Origin of the sequence: Pseudomonas grandcourensis, from assembly GCF_039909015.1 — a bacterium.
Classification (GTDB): Bacteria; Pseudomonadota; Gammaproteobacteria; order Pseudomonadales; family Pseudomonadaceae; genus Aquipseudomonas; species Aquipseudomonas grandcourensis.
Genome location: NZ_CP150919.1, coordinates 6567904 through 6592386, shown reverse-complemented (window position 1 = coordinate 6592386; position 24483 = coordinate 6567904). Strand labels below are relative to the sequence as shown.

At 60.1% G+C, this 24483-nt stretch carries 24 protein-coding genes; 10 read left to right on the top strand and 14 right to left on the bottom strand.

Annotated elements, in window-relative coordinates:
• Nucleotides 1-4: 4 nt before the first annotated feature.
• The 5 genes from AABM52_RS29750 to AABM52_RS29730 are packed head-to-tail and all read right to left on the bottom strand — an operon-like array spanning nt 5 to nt 10165.
• Nucleotides 5-1984 (bottom strand): vWA domain-containing protein, encoded by a 1980-nt coding sequence (locus tag AABM52_RS29750; protein WP_347909733.1) that lies wholly within the window; start codon nt 1982-1984, stop codon nt 5-7.
• 11 nt (nt 1985-1995) lie between these two features.
• The gene (locus tag AABM52_RS29745) at nt 1996-3009 is read right to left on the bottom strand and encodes a hypothetical protein (protein WP_347909732.1); all 1014 of its coding nucleotides are present in this window, start codon (nt 3007-3009) and stop codon (nt 1996-1998) included.
• Nucleotides 3010-3012: 3 nt separating this feature from the next.
• Nucleotides 3013-5724 carry a virulence factor SrfC family protein gene (locus AABM52_RS29740; RefSeq protein ID WP_347909730.1) on the bottom strand — a complete coding sequence of 904 codons (2712 nt, stop codon included), beginning with the start codon at nt 5722-5724 and terminating at the stop codon, nt 3013-3015.
• Entirely contained in the window at nt 5721-8786 is a 3066-nt protein-coding gene (locus tag AABM52_RS29735; protein ID WP_347909729.1) for a virulence factor SrfB, read from the bottom strand. The genes AABM52_RS29740 and AABM52_RS29735 overlap by 4 nt, the downstream gene beginning before the upstream one ends.
• Before the next feature lie 17 nt (nt 8787-8803).
• Nucleotides 8804-10165: an SrfA family protein gene (locus AABM52_RS29730; protein WP_347909728.1), complete on the bottom strand. Its 1362-nt coding sequence runs from the start codon at nt 10163-10165 to the stop codon at nt 8804-8806.
• Nucleotides 10166-10431: 266 nt separating this feature from the next.
• On the opposite strand from AABM52_RS29730, the gene AABM52_RS29725 reads away from it, so the two are divergent.
• Nucleotides 10432-11643 (top strand): aldose 1-epimerase family protein, encoded by a 1212-nt coding sequence (locus AABM52_RS29725; RefSeq protein ID WP_347912706.1) that lies wholly within the window; start codon nt 10432-10434, stop codon nt 11641-11643.
• Nucleotides 11644-11649: 6 nt separating this feature from the next.
• Here the strand turns inward: AABM52_RS29725 and AABM52_RS29720 are convergent, their stop codons facing one another.
• Nucleotides 11650-13143 carry a YifB family Mg chelatase-like AAA ATPase gene (locus tag AABM52_RS29720; RefSeq protein ID WP_347909727.1) on the bottom strand — a complete coding sequence of 498 codons (1494 nt, stop codon included), beginning with the start codon at nt 13141-13143 and terminating at the stop codon, nt 11650-11652.
• A gap of 272 nt (nt 13144-13415) precedes the next feature.
• Here AABM52_RS29720 and AABM52_RS29715 point away from each other — a divergent pair, with 272 nt between their 5' ends.
• Both AABM52_RS29715 and AABM52_RS29710 read left to right on the top strand, forming a co-directional pair.
• Nucleotides 13416-13694 (top strand): type II toxin-antitoxin system RelE/ParE family toxin, encoded by a 279-nt coding sequence (locus AABM52_RS29715; protein ID WP_007980828.1) that lies wholly within the window; start codon nt 13416-13418, stop codon nt 13692-13694.
• An 8-nt stretch (nt 13695-13702) separates the two neighbouring features.
• Nucleotides 13703-14008 (top strand): HigA family addiction module antitoxin, encoded by a 306-nt coding sequence (locus tag AABM52_RS29710; protein ID WP_007980826.1) that lies wholly within the window; start codon nt 13703-13705, stop codon nt 14006-14008.
• 51 nt (nt 14009-14059) lie between these two features.
• Here AABM52_RS29710 and AABM52_RS29705 read toward each other — a convergent pair whose 3' ends face one another.
• A complete protein-coding gene (locus tag AABM52_RS29705) occupies nt 14060-14581 on the bottom strand; it encodes a Bro-N domain-containing protein (protein WP_347909726.1) in 522 nt (173 codons plus the stop codon).
• Between the two features lie 432 nt (nt 14582-15013).
• Nucleotides 15014-15274, bottom strand: a complete 261-nt coding sequence (locus AABM52_RS29700; protein ID WP_046038993.1) for an accessory factor UbiK family protein — start codon at nt 15272-15274, stop codon at nt 15014-15016.
• A 408-nt stretch (nt 15275-15682) separates the two neighbouring features.
• Between AABM52_RS29700 and glnK the strand changes: the two genes are divergently transcribed.
• The 4 genes from glnK (at nt 15683) to sutA (ending at nt 18455) form a co-directional block, all read left to right on the top strand.
• Entirely contained in the window at nt 15683-16021 is a 339-nt protein-coding gene (gene glnK, locus AABM52_RS29695) for a P-II family nitrogen regulator (RefSeq protein ID WP_002555808.1), read from the top strand.
• Nucleotides 16022-16056: 35 nt separating this feature from the next.
• Entirely contained in the window at nt 16057-17394 is a 1338-nt protein-coding gene (locus AABM52_RS29690) for an ammonium transporter (protein WP_347909725.1), read from the top strand.
• 213 nt (nt 17395-17607) lie between these two features.
• Nucleotides 17608-18033 (top strand): secondary thiamine-phosphate synthase enzyme YjbQ, encoded by a 426-nt coding sequence (locus tag AABM52_RS29685; protein WP_008015517.1) that lies wholly within the window; start codon nt 17608-17610, stop codon nt 18031-18033.
• Between the two features lie 101 nt (nt 18034-18134).
• A complete protein-coding gene (gene sutA / locus AABM52_RS29680) occupies nt 18135-18455 on the top strand; it encodes a transcriptional regulator SutA (RefSeq protein ID WP_108217207.1) in 321 nt (106 codons plus the stop codon).
• 99 nt (nt 18456-18554) lie between these two features.
• Here the strand turns inward: sutA and AABM52_RS29675 are convergent, their stop codons facing one another.
• The 6 genes from AABM52_RS29675 to AABM52_RS29650 are packed head-to-tail and all read right to left on the bottom strand — an operon-like array spanning nt 18555 to nt 23171.
• Complete coding sequence (locus AABM52_RS29675) at nt 18555-19262, bottom strand: HAD-IA family hydrolase (protein WP_347909724.1); 708 nt, start codon at nt 19260-19262, stop codon at nt 18555-18557.
• On the bottom strand, nt 19259-20158 hold the full coding sequence (gene xerC, locus AABM52_RS29670; RefSeq protein WP_347909723.1) for a tyrosine recombinase XerC: 900 nt from the start codon (nt 20156-20158) through the stop codon (nt 19259-19261). Before xerC ends, AABM52_RS29675 begins: the two co-directional genes overlap by 4 nt.
• A gap of 2 nt (nt 20159-20160) precedes the next feature.
• Nucleotides 20161-20886 carry a DUF484 family protein gene (locus tag AABM52_RS29665; RefSeq protein WP_056726356.1) on the bottom strand — a complete coding sequence of 242 codons (726 nt, stop codon included), beginning with the start codon at nt 20884-20886 and terminating at the stop codon, nt 20161-20163.
• 13 nt (nt 20887-20899) lie between these two features.
• The gene (gene dapF / locus AABM52_RS29660) at nt 20900-21730 is read right to left on the bottom strand and encodes a diaminopimelate epimerase (RefSeq protein WP_347909722.1); all 831 of its coding nucleotides are present in this window, start codon (nt 21728-21730) and stop codon (nt 20900-20902) included.
• A gap of 4 nt (nt 21731-21734) precedes the next feature.
• The gene (gene lysA, locus AABM52_RS29655; protein WP_347909721.1) at nt 21735-22982 is read right to left on the bottom strand and encodes a diaminopimelate decarboxylase; all 1248 of its coding nucleotides are present in this window, start codon (nt 22980-22982) and stop codon (nt 21735-21737) included.
• Nucleotides 22983-22994: 12 nt separating this feature from the next.
• Complete coding sequence (locus AABM52_RS29650; RefSeq protein WP_007980804.1) at nt 22995-23171, bottom strand: lipoprotein; 177 nt, start codon at nt 23169-23171, stop codon at nt 22995-22997.
• 209 nt (nt 23172-23380) lie between these two features.
• On the opposite strand from AABM52_RS29650, the gene cyaY reads away from it, so the two are divergent.
• The 3 genes from cyaY to rnk all read left to right on the top strand — a co-directional run bounded on the left by cyaY (nt 23381) and on the right by rnk (nt 24479).
• Entirely contained in the window at nt 23381-23713 is a 333-nt protein-coding gene (cyaY, locus tag AABM52_RS29645) for an iron donor protein CyaY (protein ID WP_347909720.1), read from the top strand.
• Nucleotides 23714-23717: 4 nt separating this feature from the next.
• Nucleotides 23718-23942: a DUF1289 domain-containing protein gene (locus AABM52_RS29640; protein ID WP_347909719.1), complete on the top strand. Its 225-nt coding sequence runs from the start codon at nt 23718-23720 to the stop codon at nt 23940-23942.
• 126 nt (nt 23943-24068) lie between these two features.
• Nucleotides 24069-24479, top strand: coding sequence for a nucleoside diphosphate kinase regulator (rnk, locus tag AABM52_RS29635; RefSeq protein ID WP_007980800.1), 411 nt, complete (start codon nt 24069-24071; stop codon nt 24477-24479).
• The last annotated feature ends 4 nt before the right edge of the window (nt 24480-24483 follow it).

Here is a 24483-nt window from a genome sequence, read left to right as displayed (position 1 = left end):
CTCTTTAAGGCATCATTTCCAGTGGCACGGGGTAGACGTTGTCCCGTGCATCGCTGTCTTTGGCTAAAGCTACCCAACGGTCGACATCGGCGTTGTAACGCTGGTAATGCCGCAGTTTGGTGTTCAGCGTGCGGATGAATTTTTCTTGTGCCAGACCATCCCAGCTCTTCCAGGTCTCTTCATCCAGGTTCAGCACTTCACTCTGATAGGGCAGGTCTGTGAGGTATTCACCGAGGACGCCCATGTCCGCCAGTTTGGCGTTGCTGTTCTGTTTGAGCTGATTGGGATCGGCGCCCATGGTCGCCGCCACGGAACGCAGGCGATCGAACATTTCCGTGGGTGAAATCAGGCCTTCGTTGGCGGCATCGAGAATCTGCTTCATCACGTCGCTCAAGTCGCTGAGCTGTGACTTGGTCAGCAGCACCCGCACGTCGGTGGTCGGGATGTTCTGCTTGATCAGGTCACGGTCGGTGATCCACGCCTTGAACACTGGCGGGGCTTTGCTGTTGGTCTTCTCGCCGAGATAGGCGAGTTGCATGGCGTGGCCGATCAGCGCCGCGTCTTCGAGCATTTTTTTCTCGGCCGGGTCCTGCTTGGCGTTCGCCGCACTGCCGATGGCGTCTTCGCCCATGTAGGCGGCTTTGACTTGTGTAGTGATCGCCCCGGCCAAGGCGTCAACCTTGCGCCCGAATTCCTGCACATCGCCAGCGTTCACCGGGTAGTACAGCGAGGTGTTGGTGCCTGGGTAAGTCGACAGGTTCTTGTATTGCGCTTCAGCCTTGGCGTGGTCCTTGGACCCGGCCGGGGTTTTCAGGTGCAGGGTGTAAATCGCCACGCCCGGGTTGGCGGCCTCCATACGCACCTGCGCGGCGCTCAAACCGGTCTTCGATAGTTTGTCGTCGCCTTCGATGGCGCCCGCGTCGGTGATCAGCACCACGTAGCGCGCGCCGAACTGGCTCCAGTCGACCTTGTCGATGCTCTCCATGACGCCGGCAAACGAGTCTTCATCGAAGCTGCTGCTCGACACGGTGGCCTGCTTGAGGTCGGCGATCTTGGCGAAAAAGTCGGCGCTGTCTTTCACCTGTGTCGGGTCGGCGTACATCTTGGTGGTGTATTCCAGCCCCGGCACCGCCTGGGTGTTGGAGCGGAAAGCCACCAGGCCGAACTTGACCTGTTTGCCGAGATTCTGCGCTTCGACCTTCTGGTAAACCTTGCGGATCGCCTCGCGGGTGCGGTCGATGTAGGGGTCCATCGAGATCGTCGAGTCGATGACAAATACCACGGCCGCGCTGAATTCCTTCAGCTGGTTGGCCTTTTTCTCTTCGGCTTCCTTGCCGCCGGCAGCGCTGTTTGCAGCACCACCTTTGGCGTTCTTGTCATCCGGCTTGCTGACGGAGGCGACGTTGAGCAGGCGCGTGCGGAAACCGCTTTCGGTCATGACTTCTTCGCCACTGAGCACCGGCAGCAGGTAGAACTGCTTTTGCAGGTCGACGAAGTATTCAGGTTCTTCAGCCAGTACGCCCGGTGCTTGTTTGCCCTTTTTCAGCGTGGCCCGCAGTGGCGCGACTTTGCTGACCGGGTCCGGCGCATCGAGGATACCTTCGACGGTGGCGCGGTCCTTGAAGAACAGCAACCGGTCGCGGTTGGCCGGGTTGGTGAAGGCCAGAGTCAGTTGCATCTTCCAGTCGGTGGTACAGCTGGCAGGCAGCCAGCCAATGGTTTTGCCGTAGCTGTCGGGGCCGACTTTCAGCCACTCGGCGTTGTTTGCCTGGGCGCGCTCGTATACATAAAAGCGGCTGAAAACCGGTTGTGCGTCACCTTCGGCACCGCCCGCTGTCGGGCTTGTTTTGCAGCCGGGCGTGGTTAGCACACGTTGGAACAGGGTCTTTTTACCGGCCTGAATCAGCGGTTTGTCAGCGGCCTGGGACAGCGGGCAGATGCACAGCACCAGTAATGCGGCACTGCTCAGCAGGAATCGACTCATGGGCGAACGCATCACTTCTGCAACTCCTCGAAACGCTGCTTGGCTTCGGCGTTGTTCGGGTCCTGGGTGAGGATGGTTTCATACCAGTAGGCGGCGGTGGCATTGTCCGCAGCCGGGAAGCACTCGCTGGCCTTCAGGTATTTAGGGTCGTATTCGCGGGCATAGGCGTTGGCGATCAGCGCGTCACCGGCCTGGGCACGGTTGGCGTACAGGCGCTGGGCGACGCCGCAGTGTTTGCCGGCCTTGGCCTGGTTGATGATCTCCAGCAACCTGGCACTGTCGGGTGCCGCTTTGATGCAGGTCTGGACGAAGGTCAACTCGGGCAGGCTGTTCATGCTGTCGAGGGTGCAGGCTTGAGTGTCAGCGCCGGCCGGTGCGGCGGCAGTGGCTGCAACCGCAGGGGCCGGGGGACGTTTGTAGAACCAGAATCCTGCGCCAGCCGCCAGCAGCAACACCACAATCAACAGACCGATCAGGCCTTTGTTGCTTTTCTTCACCGGTGCGGGAGGTGGCGTGTAGTCGGGCTCGGTGAGTACCGACTCCAATTCCACTTCTGGCTCGGCGGTGGACAGGACCAGTTCAGGCAGCTCCGGGGTTTCCGGTGCCGGTGCACTCGGCGCCGTCAGATCGGCGCCGCCGTAGGTCGAGCGCGTCTGGCCGCCGGCCGTGGACGGCAGCACACCAACGCCGGGCCGAACCACGCCTTTGTCTGCATGCCCTTGGCTCTGTTCGCGTAGTTCAATCTGGAATTGCGAGTTGGCGCCGCCTTCCAGCAGCGGGTCGACCACGTCCGGGCCGACCTGCGCTTCCAGGCCTTCGCCGCTGGCCGTGACGTTGAAACGCGAGACCTTGAACCAGAATGGATTGTTGCTCCAGGCCTTGTGGTCCTGGAGGTAAAAGCCGTCCTGGTTACGCTGAATGGAAAACTCCAGCTGTTCCTCGCCACCCTGCCATTTCTTCACAGTGAGGCGGGCCTGGCCAGGCACATTGGGCTCTAACGCGAGCAGGTCGACACGAATTGGCATTGCTTATCTCGCTGTGAAGGCTGTGAGCACTTGGCCCAGCCGTTCGTTCTGTTCAGGGGTAATTTCGCGCCCGGCGCCATGGCCGGCATTGTCCTGCGTAATGTAGGCCAGGCCAGAGAGCCAGTCGCCGAGATAGCGCTGTGCCTGATTCGCCGGTTGCGCTGGCAGCACGGGCACTTGTCCCGGGCCAATATCGGTGTAGAACGAGAACAGCGGCGCCTTGGCTCCGGCGCGACTGTTCGGACGCTCGCTCACCGGCTTCTGCAGGTAGCCGAACCAGGACACGAAATCGCGCAGCACCCGTTGCACTTCCAGGACCTGGCGCTCGACCAGTTGATCGCGCCGCGCGCCGCTTTGTGCGCGTTTGAGGACTGCGCGGCTCAGTTGCCCCGGCAAGTCCTGGCGATAGCCGGCGGTGATCAGTTCGTCGACCACCGCTTCCAGCAATGCTTTTTCCAACCCCAGGAGGTTGAGCAGGCTTTGCCGGGTGGTCAGTTCACGCAGGTGCGCAATCCAGGCCTTGAAGGCCGCTTTGGCAAAACGGTGCTCGTTGCTTTGCAGCTCGGGCGCCGGGGTGCCGGTTTTGTTGCTGACTGGCGCGTCGTGGCTCAGGTCGTCACTGAAATCGAAATCGAAACCGGCGTCGTTTCCGTAGAGGCTCTGGCTCGGTGTCGGGGCGACCGGTTCGTCGTTCACGGCCGGCTCGTCATCGGTTTCGTACACGCCGCTGAGGTACAGGTCGCGCACCTCTTCGCTCGGCATGTCGAGTTGATCGATCAATTCGCCAAGTACCGCCGGGCGACGGCCCAGGCCCGTCAGAATCATTTGCGCCTTGGCTTTCTTGGCGGCTGCGGCGCCGTCGTCGTCAGCGTGGTACCAGGTGCTCAGACCGTGAGTGGTCAGGCCCTCGAGGCATTCGCTCAATTGCTCGCGGATACGCTGCAATTTGAATTCGATATTGGCCACGCCTTTGAAGCTGCCGCTGAAGTGGCTGATGCCACCGTCATCGTTGCGCAGCATTTCTGCCCAGGCGTTGGCCGGGTTCTTAATGTGTTTGCACACCAGAGCGTTGCTGGCGAAGCTGGTGCCCAGCGCGCTGACACGTTCCTGATAGATGGCATTGAGGCCGGTTTCCGCACCGGTCGCGTCCTGCCCGATGAACGCCGCGTCCATACGCGGTTTGCGCACCAGGTAGGTGTTCTGGAACGGTGTGCCGGCCCAGTCGTTCATCCAGCTCAAGCTGCCGAAGCGCTCCAGCATGGTCAGCTTGACCATGCCGTTCCAGCTCTCGTCGTACTGATCCGGTGTCAGGCTCAGGGAGTTGGTGATGCGCAGGTCGAGCATGGTCAGCGCCCAGATCAGACCGGTGTCGCGTTTGCTGCGAGCAGCCGAGTCGGCGCCCTGGGTCTTTTCGATCCAGCGGGTCAGCACCGGGCCCACGTCGTTGACGTCGCTCTGCTTGGTCGAGCCTGTGCAGACTACGAGCGCGTTCATTTCCTGGTTGTCGGTGTAGCGTTCGAACAGGTAAGCGACCTTGCCGCGCAGGATCAGCTGGGAAACGGAGTTGTCCTTGGCGGTGGATTGCGGGTCGTTGACATCGGCGATCTCGTGCAGTTTCTGGCGCCCGCGATAACCGGGGAAATCCAGCAGGTCGACCTGATTAACGATGTCATCCACCGGCGCTTCGATCAGGCGGAAGGTCATTTCGGCGGTCAGTGCCGCCAGTTGCGCGACCGCAATCGCCTGACTGTTTTGCAGGCGATCGCCAACCAGCGGTCGAACATCGATCGGCAAGTCCAGCGGACTGCCGAAGCGTTCGAGAATGTCGACGTTCATGATGCTGTCGCGCTGGCTGTAGGTGTCGTTTTCGAAACTCACCAAGGCCTTCAATGGTGCGAACACGGTCTCGGGCAGACCCAGCCTGTGCAACGCGCCGGCCAGTTGCTGGTACGCGCGGGTCAACTCGCTTTGCTCACCCCAGAGGATCGAAAACAGCTCGGCCCGTTCCTGGAAGTTCAGGCGTGGCGCAAGTTGCAACGCTTTGGGCCAGTACAGGTACTCAAGCTTCTTCACCGAGTTGCGGAAGTTGTCGCGCAGGTAATCCCACAGCGACACCAGATCGTCGGCATTGACCCCCGTTTGCAGCGGCCCGGTTTCGCGACCTTCGAACGGTTTGAGCACGCGCTGGATGCGCTCTTCATCGATCTCGTAGGAAATCCGCTCAAGGTCGAAATCCTTGAACCAGGCATTGGCGAGAATCTTCGCCAGCTCGATTTCCTTGAACAACGTGAGTTCTACCGGGAAGTCCTTATCCTGACTTTCCGTCGCTCGACGGCTGAAGCGCGTCACCAGGCCGGTGGCCTCCTTGCCACCACCCACCGGGTTGATGTGCTTTATGAAGTCCAGGTGCTGGCCGCCGAAATCGGTTTCCAGCTTGCCGTTCTGACCGGCGGCGAGGGCCGAAATCAGGTAGGACTTGCCGGCCTGGGACAAGCCGAAAAAGCCAATGGTCATCGGCGTACAGGCCACGCGACCGAGGCTTTGGGCCAGGTTGCGGGCGCGATGCAGGCGGATGTTCAGGTTGTCGGCTTCGCTGTCCAGACGCGGCGCATTGCCGCGCGTCTGGCCTATCCAGTCCAGCGCCTGACCGGCGCCTTCATAAACAGCGGCCCAACTGGCAGAGAGCTGAGTTTGATCGGGGGTCAGGTCATTCATTTGCGTTTCACACTTCCACTGTCGAGCCAGTACTTGGTCTCGCTCAGGCCGGCGTCGAGCATGGTGTTGAGTTCCAGCTCGAGGTCGCTGCGCGGGTTGAAGTTGACGTTGTTGCTGTTGGATTCGATGTCGCGGACCGAGAGGCGGTCGCTGACCAGATCCTGCTTGCGCGTGTATTTGTCTGCCGGTTTGACCTCAAACCGCACCTTGAGAAGCGGGGCGCTGCCGTTTTCACCGATTGCGCGGGAAAACTTCTCCCGACCCGCCTTGGTGAACCGCAAGGTGTACAGCGGCGAGGCGGCCCAGCGGTCGGCGGCCAACTGGCGGAAACCGAGGCGCAGATCGCCGCGCATTTCAAGCTGTGGCGTGTCGGCGGCGTCGCCCGTGCCGATTTCCGGCAGCTTTATTTTGTAGTCTTCGGACTGGATGTCGCGGTACAGCACGTCGGCATCCTTGATTACGTTGTTCAGGTCGATGACGCCGATGTGCTTGACCGTCGAATACGGCTTGAGCGCCGATGCCCGGAAGTAGAAGTTCGGCACGCTGTGGTTGGCGCACAACAGGCAGAGCATGGCGCCGACCGAGGCGGTGCTTTTCGGGTCGTCGATCCGGCCGTTCTTGTGAAACGGATACCAGCCGCCGGTGCGGTAGTTTTGCAGCGCCAGAATGCGCCCCGGTGGCAGCGGCAACACCTTGCGAATGAACGCCTGGATGCCGGGCAGGCGCGAAGGGCGGCCGGTCAGCAGCAAGACATCACACGGGTAATGCGCGACCACTTCACACAGCGCACCAAGGATCTTGGTGATGTTGATCTGGTCGTTGAGGAACGCGGCGTGGAGCTTTTGCAGGTCGAAGCTGATCGGCGCGGTATACAGGTCGAAACCGCTCTGACCGCCGACATCGCGACGCACGGCGGCATTGACGTAGTCGAGCACGGTCTGGCTGATTGCGTTGTCACCGAGCAATTGGCGGTAGCTTTGCGGGGTGACTTCTTGCGGGACCTGCGGATCGTAATGCTCGTACGCCTTGAGCAGCGCCAGACCCAGCGGTGCGAACACCTGCAGGTTCAATTGCTGGCGCAGGATCATGTCCTGGGCGCTGACCGATTCATCGCCACACAGACGTGACATCAGCGAATCCGCGGCTTTCACGCCAGCGTTCTGCAAGGCTTTTTCGAAACTCGGCAGGACGAAGTCCTGAATCACGTCCAGCAGGATGTCGTCGCCGGCCACTTTGAAGCCATCGCGAAAACGCTGTTCGGGCACGATGTGCACGTTGCTGCCGCTGCCGGTATTACCCGCGCGGTCGAGGCGATAGTCGGTGATCACCAGGTCGGTGGTGCCGCCGCCGATGTCGATGGTCGCGAGGGTGATGCGTTGGCGGTCGGCCTTGTCCGGCCGGGCGATGGTGTCAAAAAACTCCTCCGGGTGACCGGCGAAGTTCTCGTTGACCTCGGTGTACAGGTACACCAACTGGCCGCAGGACGCTTCGTCCCATTCCACGCGGATACTCGGAATCGGCGTGCGCGGGCTGACGGCCTGATCCTGATGTGGATCTTCCTCGCCGGCATGCCAGCCGAGGCTTTTCCACACCAGGCCGATGGCTTGCAGCATGCGTTCGTTGAGGATGCTGCGCTCTGCCTGTGGCATGCCCGGCGGCACGGTCAGGGTAATGCTGTTGAGCTGGCGCGGCACGCGGGTGTGCCCCTGACGCGAGCGTTGGGCCGGGCTGTTGATTTGCGACAGCGCCTGGGCCAGCACTTCGGCGAGCATGAAGGTCATCAGCGAGCTGCGCGAATAACGCGGCATGAACACAGGCAGACGATCGTCTTCCTCGAGGCTGTACAGCGCCTCACCGGTTTCGTTGATCAGATGTGAGAACGGCGCTGCGGTGGCGTACGGCTCGTTGTCGGTCTTGATGTACGAGCAGTTGAAACGCCAGCCGTGGCCATAGGCGTTTTCGTCCCACAGATAGCGTTTCGGGCTGGACAGGCCAGTGGAGCCTTCGGTGCCGCGACGACGGCTGGCCAGACGGCTGGCCTCATTGCCGACACGGGCAATCGTCGCCCATTGGAACGCATCGTGACGGCCGCTCTTGACCGAGCAGTGGTCCTTGCCGAAGTACGCCTGGGCGAATTCAACGCGGCTTTCGAACGGCAAGTTGTAGGTGTGTTCGGGGGTGATCAGGTCGCGCAGTTCCAGCACGTAGTTCTGCTTCAGCCCGGAGCCGGCCTGACCGTGATTTTCGATCAGGATGCCGCAGGTGCGCGAGTTGCCGACGTCCAGCACCAGGTCCACGGGAATCGGTTTGACCAGGCCATTGCTGTCGTTGGCGACCACTTTCAGCTCGGGGATTTCAACTTTCGCCCGGGCCGTCGATTGTTGGGCCGCCGACGGTTTGCTCAACAGGCTGAGCAAGTTGAGGTAGTGCGCCAGGTGATAGTTGGCGCGGATATCGATGTCCAACTCTGCGCGCGAACGGTGGGCATTGCCCTCGTTGAACACTTCCAGCAACCACTCGTTGACCCACGGCTGCGCCAGGAACCAGCGGGTTTCGCTGGCCTTGGTCGCCAGTTTGAAAGACACGCCGGAGCTGATGTCTTCTTCGTTTGGCGCCAGATAAGCAGTGCCGTCACGCTTGGGCATCACACGGCTGTCGAACGCCATCGTCAGGCGGTGGGTGTTACCGTCGATGTCGGGAGTCGCCAGTTTCACCAAGCGCATGCGCGACCAGTTGGTCGGGCCTTCGTCGAAGCGATGCGGCGGCATGAAGCGGAAAAATGGGGTCGGCAGCCAGATACCGTCGAGCAAATCGAGGCTGCTTTTCATGTCGACGCTGAACGCAGGTTTAGCTTTTTCGACCTTTTCCGGTTCGGGCTCGTAGAAAAAGAAGTCTTTCTCTTCGTTGTACGCCAGGCGGCAGATCAGCCCGCTGATCATCGGCGCGAACTCGCCCGCCGGTTCCTTGCGGGGATCCAGGCGCAGGGCGAAATCCATGAACTGGATGCCGGTGTCGCTGACCAGCGTGACGGTGTCTTCGAATTGAGTGACTTCAGGCAACATGTCGGGTTATTCCGTTTTTATTCGGCCACTTGCCGCATGGACATGGGGAATTGTTCTTTTCCGTAACCGCCGGTGCAGTCCGCGACCGTGGTCGCCCCTTTGCGGCAGTTGACCTTGGGCATGTCGTAAGTGCTGCCATCGCCGCAAACGGCCTGGCCTTGGCTGTCAATGGCCAGGCTGCCACCCTTCATAGTAGCGCTCACCGGCCCGCTGCATTTCGTGCCGTCGGCCTGGTGTACGGTGACTTGGCCCTTACCGTCCTTGAGCTGGTATTCCAGACGCAGCGGTTTACCGGTTCGGCGGTCCTGTATCCCGGCGCCTGCGCTGTACTGACCATCGAGAAACTTGGCGGCACCGTCGGCGGCGTCTGGCGGGATGCTCAGGGGAGGGCCGGGTTTTGCGGCGGCGGATTTTTCTGCTTCGGGCGATGTGACATCCGGCGGCGCGGTTTTGTTTTCGGGTGGCGTGGTTTTGCTTTCGGCTGCCGGGTCTTTGGCTGGGTCATTGGCCAGGTCGGCTGGCGCTGCATCAGCCTCGTTGCCTTCGACGGCCTGCGCTTCCACACCCTGTGTTTCGGTCGCGGCGGTGCCGGTGCCGTTGGTAGCACCTACGACGGTGCCGGTCACGGGGACGCCATTGAGCGTCGTGACATTGCCGGTCAGTGGCGGCTCTTCCAGCTGTTTTTCCACTGGCACGACGCCCTTGGGCAGCAGGTCTACCGCCACCAACGGAAGCGGCACGCACCCTCGCAGGCCGAGCAACAGCCACAAAAGCAGCAGCAGGAGCGGCAGCAGCAACAGCCACCACCAGCGACGCCACCACGGACGAGCCACCACCGGTACGACGGGCGCAACAACAGGCGCTTCGACCACGGGTGGCAGCGGCGGAACCTGATAGAGGCAGTGCAGGGGATCGCGATTGAGGTCGCTTCCGGCGTGCTCGAAACCCCAAAAGGTCAGCACCGGTTTGCCTTGCACCAGGTACACGAAGTTTTCGTCGGGGATATGAATGACGCGCTTGAGCAGCTTGCCGAACACGGCTTTGTCGCCTTGCTGCTGTTCGCCGGAATCAGTGCCCAGGAAACGCTGGCTCAATTCCTCGAGCGCAGTCTTGAGGGCTTCCAGTTGGCGGCGGGCAGGGGCGCGTTCTTCTTCGGTCGCGCTGCTCCACGGAATTACATCACCGTCGAGGGCGCTGTACCAATCGATCTGGTTGCCGAGTTCATCGCTTTGAGGGATGGCCAGATGATCGACCAAATCGGGGTTCTTGCGGCGAATGGCTTCGCGCAATTGCAGGGCTGCCCGGTAGACCGGTTGACCTGTTTCGCCGAGGGCAGTGAATGACCCGCTCTTACCGCTGCGTAATAGTGCCCCGCGCATTCAAACTCCATACGATCCGTTGCGCAAAAATGACAGACAAATGTGTCTGTACTTGCTCCTGCATTTAGCGGGCGACCTTAATGTCATCATGATATCGCCGTCAATCTGCCGGAGGTTCAAGCCTTATGAGACTAACGTAAGCGTGCGGAGGTTGCATAAGGTCAATTTTAATTGGCTTGGGAAGGCTCGGGCGTAAGCTTTTTATGCTTGCTGAATCGTTTAATCAGCGCTATAAAAAATGCACAATTCCAAGAAAGGCTTTCCCCATGACCTCGCTCAAACTCCTCGTTGTCCTTGGCGCGCTGTCCGCCTCTCACGCCATGGCTTGGGATTACGTCCTGCTCGACAGCGACAAAGCCGCGCAAAACTGGCAGATCACCAGCCAGCAACTCGGTGTGAAAACCGACCAACCCTTCTCCGTGACACTTCGTACCTTGCACGGCGGTCGGCAAGAGGGTGTCAGCATCGTCGACATCGATAACGGCACGATGAAACTCTCGGTGGTGCCGACTCGCGGGATGAATGTGCTGCAGGCGTCGGTCGGTAATGTGCGCATGGGCTGGGATTCGCCAGTCAAGGAAGTGGTCAATCCGTCCTTCATCGAGCTCAACGGCCGTGGTGGCCTCGGCTGGCTGGAAGGCTTCAATGAACTGGTCACCCGCTGCGGCTACGAATGGGTCGGCCACCCCGGCATCGACAACGGCGAACTGCTGACTCTGCATGGCCGCGCCGCCAACATCCCGGCCAGCAAAGTTACCCTGCATATAGATGAGAAACCGCCTTACGCGATCAGCCTGCGCGGCGAACTCAAAGAGCAAGCGTTCAAGAAAGTCGATTTCTCGGTGATGACTGAGCTGGTCACTGAGCCCGGAAGCGTCGCGTTTGCCCTCAATGACACCCTGACCAACAACGGTGATTATCCGAAGGAATACCAGGCGCTTTATCACAGTAACTTCAGCACCCCATTCCTGGAACAGGGCGCCCGCTTCGCTGCGCCGGTGAAACAGGTGTCGCCGTTCAACGATAAAGCCAAAAGCGATTTGCCGGACTGGCAAACCTATCGCGGACCGACCAAGGACTATGACGAAACGGTTTACAACGTAGTGCCGTACGCCGATGCCAAAGGTGACACGTTGACCGTGCTGCATAACAAGGCAGGGAACCTTGGGGTGTCGGTTGGGTTTAATACTCAGCAGTTGCCTGTCTTCTCGTTGTGGAAGAACACCGATACGCAAGGGCAGGGATATGTGACCGGGTTGGAGCCGGGGACAAGTTTTTCTTATAACCGCCGGTATCAGCGGCCACTTGGTTTGGTGCCGATTATTGGGGTTAAAGAGCAGAAGCAGTTTCAGATCAAGTACAGCTTGCTGGCGGATAAGGGGGCTGTGGATAAGGCGTTGCATCGGGTGAGCGAGATTCAGGGTGCTCGGGAAACCGAGGTACGACAAACGCCGTTAGTTGATTTCTCCAAGGAGTAATTCTGGTCAGTTTGTGCTCGGCCGATACTGCAGCGCCTCAGCCAGATGATCGCGGGTGATGCCATCAACTTGCTCAAGGTCCGCCAGGGTGCGTGAGACTTTAAGCAGTCGATGGGCCGCTCGCAGCGACAAGGTCAATCGCTCACATGCCGTTTCCAGCCAGGTTTCGTCGGTTGTGGATAACTTGCAGTGTTCGCGCAGGCCCGGCAGATCAAGGAAAGCGTTCGCGCAGCCCTGGCGTTTTTGTTGTCGCTCTCGGGCGTCGGCAACCAGCACTGCGGCGGTAGCGGTGTCATCACCGGGTTTCAGCGCAGGGTTCAACGCCGTGGCTTCCCGAGCGACGGTCAAGTGCAGGTCGATTCGGTCCAGCAACGGCCCCGACAGTTTGTTGCGGTAACGCTGGACCATGTCCGGTGTACAACTGCATTTGCCGCTGGGTTCGCCAAGATATCCACAGGGGCAAGGGTTCATCGCGGCTACCAATTGGAAACGGGCCGGGAAGCGGACACGATCCTTGGCGCGGGAGATTACGATGTGACCGGATTCAAGCGGCTCCCTTAACACCTCCAACACCTTGCGATCGAATTCCGGAAGTTCGTCGAGAAATAGAACGCCATGATGGGCGAGGGTTATTTCACCGGGTTGCGGTTTCGAGCCGCCGCCGACCAATGCCGGCCCGGAAGCGGAGTGGTGGGGTTGGCGGAATGGTCTTTGCGGCCATTGGCTCAATGGCACGCAACTGGTAACGGATTGAATGGCTGCGACTTCTAGAGCTTCATTTTCGGCTAGCGGTGGGAGCAAACCCGGTAAACGACTCGCCAACAGCGTTTTCCCCGTCCCCGGCGGCCCGCTGAACAGGAGATTGTGAGCCCCCGCCGCTGCAATCAGCAAAGCGCGCTTGGCCGAGAGTTGGCCTTGCACTTCATTCAAGTCAGGATAGGGTTTGCTGGCATAGAGCAAGCCGTTGGAGACATAAGGCTCAATCGGTGTATGCCCATTGAAATGCGCAACGGCCTCAAGCAGATGATCCACCGCAATTACTTTCAGTCCCGAGGCCAGGCACGCTTCCTCGGCGTTAGCTCGCGGCACCATCAACCAGCGCCCGGCCTTGCGTGCCGCCAGCGCCGCCGGCAGAACCCCGCGAACCGCCCGCACAGCACCTGATAACGCCAACTCCCCAAGGCATTCCGCATCATCGAGCGTCAACGTAGGCACCTGCACGCTGGCCGAGAGAATCCCCAGGGCAATCGCCAGATCGAACCGCCCGCCATCCTTGGGCAAATCCGCGGGTGCCAGATTCAACGTGATCCGTCGCGCCGGAAACTGCAGCCCGGAATTGATGATCGCGCTGCGCACCCGATCCTTGCTTTCCTTCACAGCCGCCTCGGGCAGCCCGACCATGGTCAGAGACGGCAAACCGTTGGCCAGATGGACTTCAACAGTAACGGCTGGCGCATCTACGCCAATCTGGGCGCGGCTGTGGACGATGGAGAGGGACATGGTCGTTCCTTGAGCTAAACGGGGGCCGCTTCCTGCGGGCTTTTGAAGGGTAGCTGTGTGTTGGCGTTTTAGCGTGACGGCAGGGGTAGGGAAACTATCGCAGGATATTGCCTGCGCTGAAGTGCGAGACGATCAATGAAGGCATCGTGGAGTCGAGCTGGTAGTCCTTTTCCTAAAATATTGAAAGGTCACTGAGAGTCACGCCCTCTTGGTTGCATTTGGCAAGTCAGCTTATACACTCAAGATTAATGCATAACGTTAAGCTTTAAATTATGATCGTTAGCTTTAAGTGTTCTGAGACCGAGTACCTGTTTCGCAACGGTAAGACCCGTATGTGGTCAGCCATTCTGAGCGTCGTGGAACGAAAGCTGACGATGCTTGATGCTGCTGCCGTGCTGATAGACCTTCGATCCCCGCCGGGTAATCGCTTAGAGGCGCTGGAGGGAAATCGAAAAGGTCAGTACAGCATCCGTATCAACGCTCAATGGCGAATTTGCTTCATTTGGGGTCCTAACGGGCCAGAGAATGTCGAAATCGTCGATTATCACTGAGGTGAGTAATGACTAAGAATGGTATGCGCCCGGTTCATCCTGGCGAGATCCTCAAAGAGGAATACCTGGAGCCTCTGAGCCTTACGGCTGCAGCGTTGGCCAGAGCGTTGAACGTGTCGACACCTACGGTGAACGATATTGTGCTCCAGCGTCGGGGTGTCAGTGCTGATATGGCTCTTAGGTTATCTATCTGTCTGGACACGACCCCGGAATTTTGGCTGAACCTGCAATCGACTTACGATTTGCGCAAAGCCGAGATTGAACGAGGGGCTGCGATCCGGGATCAGGTCGAGCGGCTTGCGCACTGCGCCTGATTGTTGTCTTGGATTTATTGAACCCCACGCCGAAAGCGTGGGGTTTTTTATTCAGAATGCGTGAAGCATCTTCGCGGCTCTTTTCCACCAAGGCGCATTGATAGCAGGCCTGGGAGTAACCTGATCAGGCAATAGCTGCGGCACATCCTGCAACCGGATCCACGGCTGGTTGTTCCAGTGCAGCAGGCTCAACGACATTTCCGGCCAGTTGAGCAGGCTCAGTTGCGGGCGTTCAGTTGTGGTGGGGTATTGGGCATCTCGCAGGGCGGGAACAACTTCGTGGGTGAGCCATTCGCGTAAGGCTCGGTATTCGGGGCAGTAGTGATAGACCAGCAAGGCGTAGACGCCGGATTCGCTGATCAGCAGGGTGTTTTCGATGTGACCGTGGATGAATGCTCGGGCGGTTTGGCGTTGGTCTGGGTCGAGTTTTCGGACGGTGCGTTCGTCGATATAAAGGCGAAGGAGGCGGCCCAGGTCGCGGGCGCTGAACCAGGGTTGGTTTTCTATAAGAAGGGCGTGGAGGTGGAGTTTGTGTCGGGTGAAGACGTGAGGGATTAGATGGTTTTCGTCCATGGTGCAGCTCCCGGATTCGAATGGAGGAAACTGCCTCTGATCGTCGCCAAACGAAAAGGGTGGCAGCTATGCGCGGGTTGGCGAACCGGTGCATCCGGAAACCGGCAGACCCGAAGGTCTCCCACGCACAGCTGCCATAATTCGAGATGGGTTACTTCCCCGGTTCGAACGTGGTCGCGGTGCGTCGGATGCTATCCAGGTCGCCAAACCCGATGCTGAACATTCAGCAGGGGATGAGCTTAGAGACTGGATACTTGGCGACGCAATCGGACTGCGGCGTGATGTATGTAGGACGTTGCCGGGATTGTTGCGGGGCTTGCGATCAAAAGATCGCAGCCTTCGGCAGCTCCTACAGGTGAAGCGCAAGGTCGTTCCGACCTTCAATCGCGAGCAGGCTCACTCCCACAAGGGGACTGCATTTCACATCAGAATTTATTCAGTCGGCGGATTCAGCTTCGCCTCCAGCTCCGCCACCTTCGCCTCAAGGCTCTCCAGCCGCGCCCGGGTGCGTGCCAATACAACCATCTGGCTATCGAATTCTTCCCGGCTCACCAGATCCAGTTTGCTGAAGCCGCTCTGCAGCAACATTTTGAACTGGCTTTCGATTTCTGCTTTCGGCAAAGGCGTGTCGCCGCTGAAGAGGCGGGAGGCGGTGCCGGTGAGGGCGTCGAGGAAATCTTTTGGCGCGAGCATGAGCAATGTCCTGGAAACAATGCCGGGCAGTGTATCACGCGGTGTCTATAGTCATTTGCGCGGGCAAGTGATGCACGCTTTTCGCGCATGGGGACGGACGGTGTCGCACCGTTGTTGTGCGTATCGCGTCGGGTGTTGTTGCGAAGTAGCAGTCATCTGCGGGTAAAGGATTGAAAACAATAGTTTTTGTGGAGATGGCAAGCTTTCTGCTTAGACCCTGATGACCCATGCACTGATGCAGTCACTGTGACGAACGCAGTGCGCCAAGCGAAGCGGGGGAGTGTTTCGTGAGGGGCGTCGGACGGGCAGGTCAGGGCCGACGATGCGTTACAAAGCCAGGCACTGCGCTTAGACTTGAGTCGGGTTTGTTTTCCTGGGGCAAGTCCACCAATTCGGGAGAGAGTTTTCATGAAGCTAGTCACTGCCATCATCAAGCCGTTCAAGCTGGACGACGTACGCGAGTCGCTGTCCGAGATCGGCGTGCAGGGCATTACCGTCACTGAAGTCAAAGGCTTTGGTCGGCAGAAGGGTCACACCGAGCTGTATCGCGGCGCGGAATACGTGGTCGATTTCCTGCCCAAGGTGAAGATCGACGTCGCCATCGACGACAAGGATCTGGACCGGGTAATCGAGGCCATCACCAAGGCTGCCAACACCGGCAAGATCGGTGACGGCAAGATCTTCGTGGTCAATCTGGAACAGGCGATTCGCATCCGTACCGGCGAAACCGATACCGACGCAATCTAAGCCGCCACAAACCCAACGCCCCAGGAGAAAACAATATGACTCTGCGTAAACTCGCAGGGCTAGGAGCCCTGTTGTCCATCGTAATGCCCAGCCTTGCTCTGGCGGCAGACGAAGTGGCGGCCCCAGTCCTCAACTCCGGCGACACCGCCTGGATGATGACCTCGACAGCCTTGGTGCTGTTCATGACCATTCCTGGCCTCGCGCTGTTCTACGGCGGCATGGTTCGGTCGAAAAACATTCTTTCCGTGATGATGCAGTGCTTCGCCATTACCGGTCTGATCAGCGTCCTGTGGGTCATTTATGGCTACAGCATCGCGTTCGACACCACGGGCATGGAGCAGGGCGTCATCAACTTCAACTCGTTCTTCGGCGGCATGGGCAAGGCATTCCTCGCCGGCATCACGCCAGCCAGCCTGACCGGGCCTGCGGCGCTGTTCCCTGAGGCGGTGTTCGTCACCTTCCAGATGACTTTCGCGATCATCACTCCGGCGCTGATCGTCGGCGCCTTCGCCGAGCGGATGAAGTTCTCCGCGATGCTGGTGTTCATGGGCATCTGGTTCACCCTGGTATATGCGCCGATCGCACACATGGTCTGGTCCGGCAACGGTGGTCTGCTGTGGGACTGGGGCGTGCTCGATTTCGCTGGTGGCACCGTGGTGCATATCAACGCCGGTGTGGCTGGTCTGGTTGCCTGCCTGGTGCTGGGCAAGCGCAAGGGCTTCCCGACCACGCCGATGGCGCCGCACAACCTCGGTTACACCCTGATGGGCGCGGCCATGCTGTGGGTCGGCTGGTTCGGTTTCAACGCCGGTTCCGCCGCTGCGGCCAACGGCACCGCCGGCATGGCGATGCTGGTGACTCAGATTGCTACCGCCGCTGCTGCGCTGGGCTGGATGTTTGCCGAGTGGCTAACACACGGCAAACCTAGCGCACTGGGCATCGCTTCGGGCGTGGTTGCCGGTCTGGTGGCAATTACTCCGGCTGCCGGCACCGTTGGCCCGATGGGCGCGCTGGTAATCGGTCTGGCGGCTGGCGTGGTGTGCTTCTTCTGCGCCACCACCCTCAAGCGCAAGCTCGGCTATGACGACTCCCTGGACGCGTTCGGCGTGCACGGTATCGGCGGTATCCTCGGCGCAATCCTGACGGGTGTGTTCGCTGCGCCGTCCCTGGGTGGCTTCGGCACCGTGACCGACATCGCCGCACAAGTGTGGATTCAGTGCAAAGGCGTGGGCTTCACGGTGATCTACACCGCGATCGCTACATACATCATCCTCAAGGTGCTGGATGCGGTCATGGGCCTGCGTATCAACGAAGAAGAAGAAGCGGTCGGCATCGATCTGGCGCTTCACAACGAACGCGGCTACAACTTGTAAGCAAGCGCATAAAAAACTGCCCGGCTTGCCGGGCATTTTTTTGTCTGGAATTTGTCATTGAAGGCTGAGCTGAAAGGTTTTTTCCTACAGGTTTTACGATGTTTACGTCGGGTGTTTTTGTGCAGCCAAAGGCTTACAGGATTGAAGGAATATTAGGGCCTTTGTTTTTTCCCAGAGCGCGCTAGAATGCGCCCCGAACGTGCGGAGAACTGTATGTGGCAACAGACTCTGATTACCTTGCGGGCGAGGCCCCGGGGCTTTCACCTGGTAACGGACGAGTTACTCGCCGGCCTGCCTGAACTCAAGGCGTGTCGGGTTGGTCTGTTGCATCTGTGGCTGCAGCATACCTCGGCGTCGTTGACCATCAACGAGAACGCCGATCCGGCGGTACGTCGCGACTTCGAACGATTTTTCAATCGTCTGATCCCACAAGGAACAGACGGCTATGAGCATAACGACGAAGGCCTGGACGACCTCCCGGCGCACTTCAAGGCCAGCGTACTTGGCTGTCAGCTCAGTTTGCCGATTTCGGCAGGCCGGTTGGCGTTGGGGACCTGGCAAGGTGTTTATCTGGGCGAGCACCGTGATCATGGCGGTGCCCGTAAAGTCCTCGCCACCGTGCACGGTGAAGAGGCATAGCCGCTGGTCAGCAGCGGCTGTTGAATTTTTTCCTGCAGCCTTCGACAGAGGGCAAAGCTGGGCTATAACTAATCTGCTTTTCGCAAGTCATGAGGTAGAACATGAGCGACGATGATCTGGAAAACGACGACCTCGAAGTAGGCGACGACGAAACCGAAGAAGGTCTGGAAGCAGCGGCGGAAGACGTCGCTGAAGACGACGGCGGTGATGCGCCGGTTCCGACCGCCAAAGGCAAGGCCAAGGCAGCGGTATCGGTCGATGAGCTGCCGAGTGTCGAAGCCAAGAACAAGGAACGCGATGCTCTCGCGCGGGCCATGGAGGAGTTTTTGGCCAAAGGTGGCAAGGTGCAGGAAGTGGAGGCCAATGTGGTCGCCGATCCGCCCAAGAAGCCGGACAACAAGTACGGCAGCCGGCCTATCTGAGCCTGCTATCCGCTTGCTGAAAAAGCCCGCCGTCGCTGCGGGCTTTTTCATGCCTGAAACAAAAATTTGAAACCTGTGGTGATCCCACGGGTTTTTTCGTCAGGCCGAGGCCTTGTTCCAACTCGCCAATAGCGCCGGCAAATCGGTCAGGCTGCGAATCTCCGCATCGGGCAAGCGCTCGGCTTCCCAGATCTTGCCCGCCGGGTTGAACCAGATCGCCCGCATTCCCGCCTGTTGCGCTCCGGCAATGTCATCCCCCGGATGATCGCCAATGTGCACCGCCGATTCAGCGGTCACGCCACCGCGCTGCAAGGCCTCATGGAACAATCGTGCATCGGGTTTGGCGATGCCGATGTCTTCGGCACACAGCGCAAACTTGAAGTAATCCGCCAGGCCCAGCCGACGCACATCGGCGTTGCCATTGGTGACCACGCCGAGGGCGTAATGATTGGCGAGGATTTCCAGGGTCGGTTCGACCTCTGGAAATACTTCGATCTGATGCCGAGCGTGCAGGAATACTTCAAAACTCTTGTCCGCCAGATCCGAGGCTTCGTCATGCCCATAACCGGACTCTTCCAGTGCATGGAACAGTACCCGTCGACGCAGGGCGCTGATGCGGTGCTTGAGGCTGGGCTCGTTGCTCAATATGCGCTCACGAATGGCCCACAAATGCTCCACCGGCACCGCCCCCAGATTGGGCGCGTGCTCGGTCAGCCATTCACGCAAAACGGCTTCGGCGCTGACGATGACGGGGGCGGTATCCCACAGGGTGTCGTCGAGGTCGAAGGTGATCAACTGAATGCTCATGAATCGTCGCCCTTAATGCGTTTGGCCCGTGGGTGGGCGCTGTCGTAGACCGTGGCCAGGTGCTGGAAGTCCAGGTGGGTGTAGATCTGCGTGGTCTTGATGTCCGAGTGGCCAAGCAGTTCCTGTACCGCGCGCAGGTCCTGGGAGGATTCCAGCAAATGGCTGGCGAAGGAGTGCCGCAGCATGTGCGGGTGCAGGTTCTGCCCCAGTTCGCGCTCGCCGGCAGCCTTGACCCGCACCTGGATCGCCCGGGGGCCGAGGCGGCGGCCTTGCTGGCTGACAAACACCGCATCGTCCGCCGGGTTGGCCATGGCCCGCAATGGCAGCCACTGCTCCAGCGCTTCGCGGGCCTTCTTGCCTACCGGCAGCAGACGGGTCTTGCTGCCTTTGCCGAGCACCTGGACCATGCCGTCAGCCAGGTCGAGTTGATCGAAATTGAGCCCTGTCAGCTCCGACAGCCGCAGCCCGGAGGAATAGAAAAGCTCGAGAATCGCCTGATCCCGGCGAGCCAGAAAGTCATCCTCCACACCACCTTCCAGCAGTTGCAGTGCGCGGTCGGTATCGAGGGTTTTCGGCAGGCGGCGTTCGCCTTTAGGCGGCGCAAGGCCATTGGCCGGGTCGTGGTCGCACAGGCCTTCGCGGTTCAGGTAGTGATAGAGCCCGCGAACGGCCGACAGCAATCGCGCCAGACTGCGGGACGATTGACCCTGGGCGTGCAGACGGGCAACCAGGCTGCGCAGGCGCTGGATGTCCAGCGCCGTCCAGCTGCCGATATTCTGTTTGACGCACCAGCCCAGCACTTTATCGAGGTCGCGGCGGTAGGCCGACAGCGTGTGCGGCGACACCTGCCGCTCACTGCGCAGGTGTTCGCAGTAAGCGTCCAGTTGTCGTTCCATGTTCAGCGTACCGAGCGCAGGGAGTTGTTGACCCGTGGCAGCACGCGACCCATGACTTCAGCGATGTAGCTCAGGAACAAGGTGCCCACCGAGCTTTTATAGTGCTGCGGATCACGGCTGGCGATGGCCAGGATGCCGTGGATGCCTTGGTGGCTGATGGCAACGACCGCGGTGGAGCCGATCTGCTTGCGCTGTTCTTCGCCGAACAGGAAGTCCAGTTCATGTTCGCGCAGGCTGCCGCTGACGCTTTTGTCTTCCGAGAGCAAACCGCCGATGGCCACTTGAGCTTCGGCATGGGTGACCCAGCGGCCCACCGGCATGGCGTTGTCGCCGAGCAGGATGAGGCTGACGAAGGGCACCTGGAACTCCTGGCGCAGGCTGTCTTCGACGCACATCACCACATCTTCCAGGCTGGCAGCATCCATCAACGCGAGGATCAGGCGACGAGTCTTTTCGAACAGTCGGTCGTTGTCCCGGGCCACGTCCATCAAATGCGACAGGCGATGACGCAGTTCAATGTTGCGGTCGCGCAGGATCGTCATCTGACGCTCCACCAGCGACACGGTGTCGCCGCGCCGATGGGGAATACGCAGGGACGGCAGCAGTTCTTCGTGCTCGACGAAGAAGTCCGGATGAGCCTCCAGGTACGCGGCAATAGCCGCCGCCTCCAGGCTTTCGGACGGTGATTCGTCAGCTTGTCGTGCGGGTACCTGAGGCTTGTCGGTCATGGATTTCGCTCACTCAAAGACGCACTTGTCCTTCATATACGCGCACTGCCGGGCCGGTCATCATCACCGGTTGGCCAGGGCCTGCCCATTCGATGGACAAGCGCCCGCCAGGCAGGTCGATCAGTAGCGGCGAATCCATCCACCCCTGGCTGATCGCGGCCACTGCGGCGGCACAGGCGCCGGTTCCGCAAGCCTGGGTTTCCCCGGCTCCACGCTCCCAGACGCGCAACTGCGCGCGGCTCCGGTCGATGACCTGGAGAAAACCGACATTGACCCGTGCCGGGAAGCGCGGGTGATGTTCGATTTTCGGCCCCAGTTCATGCACCGGCGCGTTGTTGATATCGCTGACCCGCAGCACGGCATGGGGGTTGCCCATGGACACGGCAGCCAGATCGACCGGGGTGCCGTCGACGTCGACCTGATAACTCTTGGCCTGCTCTGGTGCCTGGAACGGAATATCCGCCGGCACCAGACGTGGAGCGCCCATGTTGACGCTGATCTGGCCGTCGTTGCGCACATCCAGTTCGATGATGCCGCTTTTGGTCTCGACGCGAATCACCCGTTTTGCGGTCAGGCGCTTGTCGAGCACGAAACGGGCGAAACAGCGCGCACCATTGCCGCACTGTTCCACTTCGGAACCGTCGGAGTTGAAGATCCGATAGCGGAAATCCACGTCCGGGTTGCTCGGCGCCTCGACGATCAGCAACTGGTCGAAACCGATGCCGGTGTGCCGGTCGCCCCATTGCTTGGCATGCTTGGGCAGAATGTGCGCGTGCTGGCTGACCAGGTCGAGGACCATGAAATCATTGCCCAGGCCGTGCATCTTGGTAAAACGCAGCAGCATGGTTTTACTCCGGCAGCAGGCTTTCGCCAGCAAACAACTCGGCTACCGTTTCACGGCGACGCACTTCAAATGCCTGATCACCGTCCACCAACACTTCTGCGGTACGGCCGCGGGTGTTGTAGTTGGAACTCATGACAAACCCGTAGGCACCGGCCGAATGCACGGCCAGCAGGTCGCCTTCTTCCAGCGCCAGCTGACGATCCTTGGCCAGGAAGTCGCCGGTTTCGCAGATCGGGCCGACGATGTCGTAGGCGCGGGCAACGGAGGTGCGCGGACGCACGGCCGTGACGTCCATCCAGGCCTGATACAGCGCCGGGCGGATCAGGTCGTTCATGGCCGCGTCGACGATGGCGAAGTCTTTGTGTTCGGTGTGCTTGAGGTATTCGACCTGGGTCAGCAGCACGCCGGCGTTGGCGACGATGAAGCGGCCCGGCTCGAACACCAGCGCCAGGTCACGACCGTCGAGACGCTCGCGCACGGCCTTGATGTAGTCGGCAGCCAGTGGCGGCTCCTCGTCCTTGTATCGCACGCCCAGGCCGCCACCGAGATCGATGTGGCGCAGGTAGATGCCGCAATCGCCGAGGCGATCGACCAGGCCCAACAGGCGGTCGAGAGCGTCAATGAACGGCGGCAGGGTGGTCAGTTGCGAACCGATGTGGCAATCGACGCCGACCACTTCCAGGTTCGGCAATTGCGCAGCACGCACGTACACGTCTTCGGCGTCGGCGATGGCGATGCCGAACTTGTTCTCTTTGAGACCGGTGGAAATGTACGGGTGGGTGCCGGCATCGACGTCCGGGTTCACGCGCAGCGAAATCGGCGCGCGAACGCCCAGTTCGGCGGCGACGACTTGCAGGCGTTCCAGCTCGTCGGTGGATTCGACGTTGAAGCAGTGCACGCCGACTTCCAGGGCGCGACGCATGTCGTCACGGGTCTTGCCGACACCGGAGAACACGATCTTGTCGGCGCTGCCGCCAGCGGCCAGTACACGTTCCAGTTCGCCACGGGAGACGATGTCGAAACCGGCGCCCAGGCGCGCCAGGACATTCAGCACGCCCAGGTTGGAGTTGGCCTTTACAGCAAAGCACACCAGGTGCGGCATGCCGGCCAGTGCATCGGCGTAAGCCAGGTATTGGGCTTCGATGTGCGCGCGCGAGTAAACGTAGGTCGGTGTACCAAAGCGCTTGGCGATGGCAGACAGGGCAACACCTTCCGCGAACAGTTCACCGTCACGGTAGTTAAAAGCGTCCATGAGGTTCCCTTATTATTGGTAGACGTCGTGCTTGTGTGCTTTGGAAGCAGGCTGCTGCTGCGACGACTTGGCTTGCTCGACAGGGTCCTGGTCTTCATCGGGCAGGTACAGCGGGCCTTTTTGACCGCAGGCCGACACAAGGCAGGCAACCGCGAGGAGCGCAGCAAGGGAAGAGATCAGGCGCTTCATGGCGAAATCCTTGAAAATGCATTAATTGCGCCGGAGTATACCGGCCACCCGGCAGCTTGCCTATGCAACGGACCGCCCGTCCGGCGGGGCTTGTCCCGTGGCCGGCCGGTATCACGCAATCCCATAGGTCGTTATTCTTTGCAATCGACGGGGCTCGGTCGTATCTTGCGGCGCTTGAGCCTGATCAGACACTTTTTGAGGTTGCCGTAATGAGTTTGACCGAAGCGCGTTTCCATGACCTTGTCGATGCCACCCAGCAAACCCTGGAGGACATCTTTGACGAGAGCGACCTGGATATCGACCTCGAAAGCTCGGCCGGTGTGCTGACCGTCAAGTTCGAGAACGGCAGCCAGTTGATCTTCAGTCGCCAGGAGCCGCTGCGTCAGCTGTGGCTGGCGGCGGTGTCCGGTGGTTTCCACTTCGACTACGACGAAGAAAGCGAGCGCTGGATGTGTGACAAGAGCGAAGAGCAGTTGGGCGAAATGCTTGAGCGTATCGTCCAGCAGCAGGCCGGTGTCGAGCTCGATTTCGAAGGCCTGTGAAATCGTGACCCAGCCTGCGCCTGTCCGTGCGCCCAAGCCGCTCTACAGCAACGTCAGCTCGGCGGTGCCTTCGCCCTGCAGCGGAGTGTGCCGGCTGGACGAGCAGAAAGTCTGCCTGGGGTGCTTTCGTCATGTCGAAGATATTCGTGAGTGGCGTTCGGCCGATGATCAGCGTCGGCGGGTGATTTGCGCGCTGGCCTCGCAGCGCAAACTGGGCTCCGGGCCATGACTTGTATATTTTTTGAGCTGTGATAGTGTCCGGAAACGCCTCAACCTATCGAGGCTTATGAAAACCCCGCCTTTTTCTGGCGGGGTTTTGCTTTTTTCGTGCAGAAGAAAGGAGTCTGCCCAGATCATGACCGCACCTTCCATCACCCTTACCCGTCTGGACGTCCAGCGTCTGGAGCGTCTGATCGACAGCCTGGACGACACGCTGCCGGGCGTTATTGCGCTGCAAACCGAACTGGATCGCGCCGATACCGTGGTCGGCCACGATGAAGTGCCGGCGGATGTCGTGACCATGAATTCCCGTGTGCATTGCCGCGAAGAAGGCAGTGGCAAGGACTACCACCTGACCTTGGTGTACCCCAAGGATGCGAACGCCGACGAAGGCAAGGTCTCGATCCTGGCGCCGGTGGGCAGTGCGTTGCTCGGCCTGAAGGTTGGCCAGCACATTGATTGGCCGGCTCCCGGCGGCAAGACCCTGAAGCTGACGCTGCTGGAAGTTGAATCGCAGCCGGCCAATGGCGGCGCGTTCCCGGAGTGATTTC

Coding starts and splice junctions, on each gene's coding strand:
- AABM52_RS29750 (WP_347909733.1), bottom strand. CDS start 1,984: ATGAGTCGATTCCTGCTGAGCAGTGCCGCATTACTGGTGCTGTGCATC.
- AABM52_RS29745 (WP_347909732.1), bottom strand. CDS start 3,009: ATGCCAATTCGTGTCGACCTGCTCGCGTTAGAGCCCAATGTGCCTGGC.
- AABM52_RS29740 (WP_347909730.1), bottom strand. CDS start 5,724: ATGAATGACCTGACCCCCGATCAAACTCAGCTCTCTGCCAGTTGGGCC.
- AABM52_RS29735 (WP_347909729.1), bottom strand. CDS start 8,786: ATGTTGCCTGAAGTCACTCAATTCGAAGACACCGTCACGCTGGTCAGC.
- AABM52_RS29730 (WP_347909728.1), bottom strand. CDS start 10,165: ATGCGCGGGGCACTATTACGCAGCGGTAAGAGCGGGTCATTCACTGCC.
- AABM52_RS29725 (WP_347912706.1), top strand. CDS start 10,432: ATGACCTCGCTCAAACTCCTCGTTGTCCTTGGCGCGCTGTCCGCCTCT.
- AABM52_RS29720 (WP_347909727.1), bottom strand. CDS start 13,143: ATGTCCCTCTCCATCGTCCACAGCCGCGCCCAGATTGGCGTAGATGCG.
- AABM52_RS29715 (WP_007980828.1), top strand. CDS start 13,416: ATGATCGTTAGCTTTAAGTGTTCTGAGACCGAGTACCTGTTTCGCAAC.
- AABM52_RS29710 (WP_007980826.1), top strand. CDS start 13,703: ATGACTAAGAATGGTATGCGCCCGGTTCATCCTGGCGAGATCCTCAAA.
- AABM52_RS29705 (WP_347909726.1), bottom strand. CDS start 14,581: ATGGACGAAAACCATCTAATCCCTCACGTCTTCACCCGACACAAACTC.
- AABM52_RS29700 (WP_046038993.1), bottom strand. CDS start 15,274: ATGCTCGCGCCAAAAGATTTCCTCGACGCCCTCACCGGCACCGCCTCC.
- glnK (WP_002555808.1), top strand. CDS start 15,683: ATGAAGCTAGTCACTGCCATCATCAAGCCGTTCAAGCTGGACGACGTA.
- AABM52_RS29690 (WP_347909725.1), top strand. CDS start 16,057: ATGACTCTGCGTAAACTCGCAGGGCTAGGAGCCCTGTTGTCCATCGTA.
- AABM52_RS29685 (WP_008015517.1), top strand. CDS start 17,608: ATGTGGCAACAGACTCTGATTACCTTGCGGGCGAGGCCCCGGGGCTTT.
- sutA (WP_108217207.1), top strand. CDS start 18,135: ATGAGCGACGATGATCTGGAAAACGACGACCTCGAAGTAGGCGACGAC.
- AABM52_RS29675 (WP_347909724.1), bottom strand. CDS start 19,262: ATGAGCATTCAGTTGATCACCTTCGACCTCGACGACACCCTGTGGGAT.
- xerC (WP_347909723.1), bottom strand. CDS start 20,158: ATGGAACGACAACTGGACGCTTACTGCGAACACCTGCGCAGTGAGCGG.
- AABM52_RS29665 (WP_056726356.1), bottom strand. CDS start 20,886: ATGACCGACAAGCCTCAGGTACCCGCACGACAAGCTGACGAATCACCG.
- dapF (WP_347909722.1), bottom strand. CDS start 21,730: ATGCTGCTGCGTTTTACCAAGATGCACGGCCTGGGCAATGATTTCATG.
- lysA (WP_347909721.1), bottom strand. CDS start 22,982: ATGGACGCTTTTAACTACCGTGACGGTGAACTGTTCGCGGAAGGTGTT.
- AABM52_RS29650 (WP_007980804.1), bottom strand. CDS start 23,171: ATGAAGCGCCTGATCTCTTCCCTTGCTGCGCTCCTCGCGGTTGCCTGC.
- cyaY (WP_347909720.1), top strand. CDS start 23,381: ATGAGTTTGACCGAAGCGCGTTTCCATGACCTTGTCGATGCCACCCAG.
- rnk (WP_007980800.1), top strand. CDS start 24,069: ATGACCGCACCTTCCATCACCCTTACCCGTCTGGACGTCCAGCGTCTG.